Genomic DNA, 231 nt, shown 5'->3' with positions numbered 1-231 from the left:
AGAGTCTGTTGGTGCCTGGGAGAACAATATTCTTGGACCGAGCAGCAAAGCAGCGTTAACAGCTCTTAAAGATGGTAAGGATCCACGTCCCATCACGGATCAGGCACTAACTAATGGTGCTGGAATGCGGATTTCACCAATTGGTGCATTATTTAATCCAGAAGAATTGGAGCGATTGGTTCACATGGTCTTTGAGATAACTAAGATTACTCATTCTAGTGACGTTTCAAT

At 43.3% G+C, this 231-nt stretch carries 1 protein-coding gene; it reads left to right on the top strand.

Annotation, left to right across the window (positions count from 1 at the left end):
• Positions 1-231 (top strand): ADP-ribosylglycohydrolase family protein (locus CBI42_RS12140; protein WP_179211448.1); only part of this gene is annotated, 231 nt, incomplete at both ends.

This window comes from Streptococcus sp. KR (assembly GCF_002238115.1).
Classification (GTDB): domain Bacteria; phylum Bacillota; class Bacilli; order Lactobacillales; family Streptococcaceae; genus Streptococcus.
This window is presented reverse-complemented; position numbering and strand designations above follow the sequence as displayed.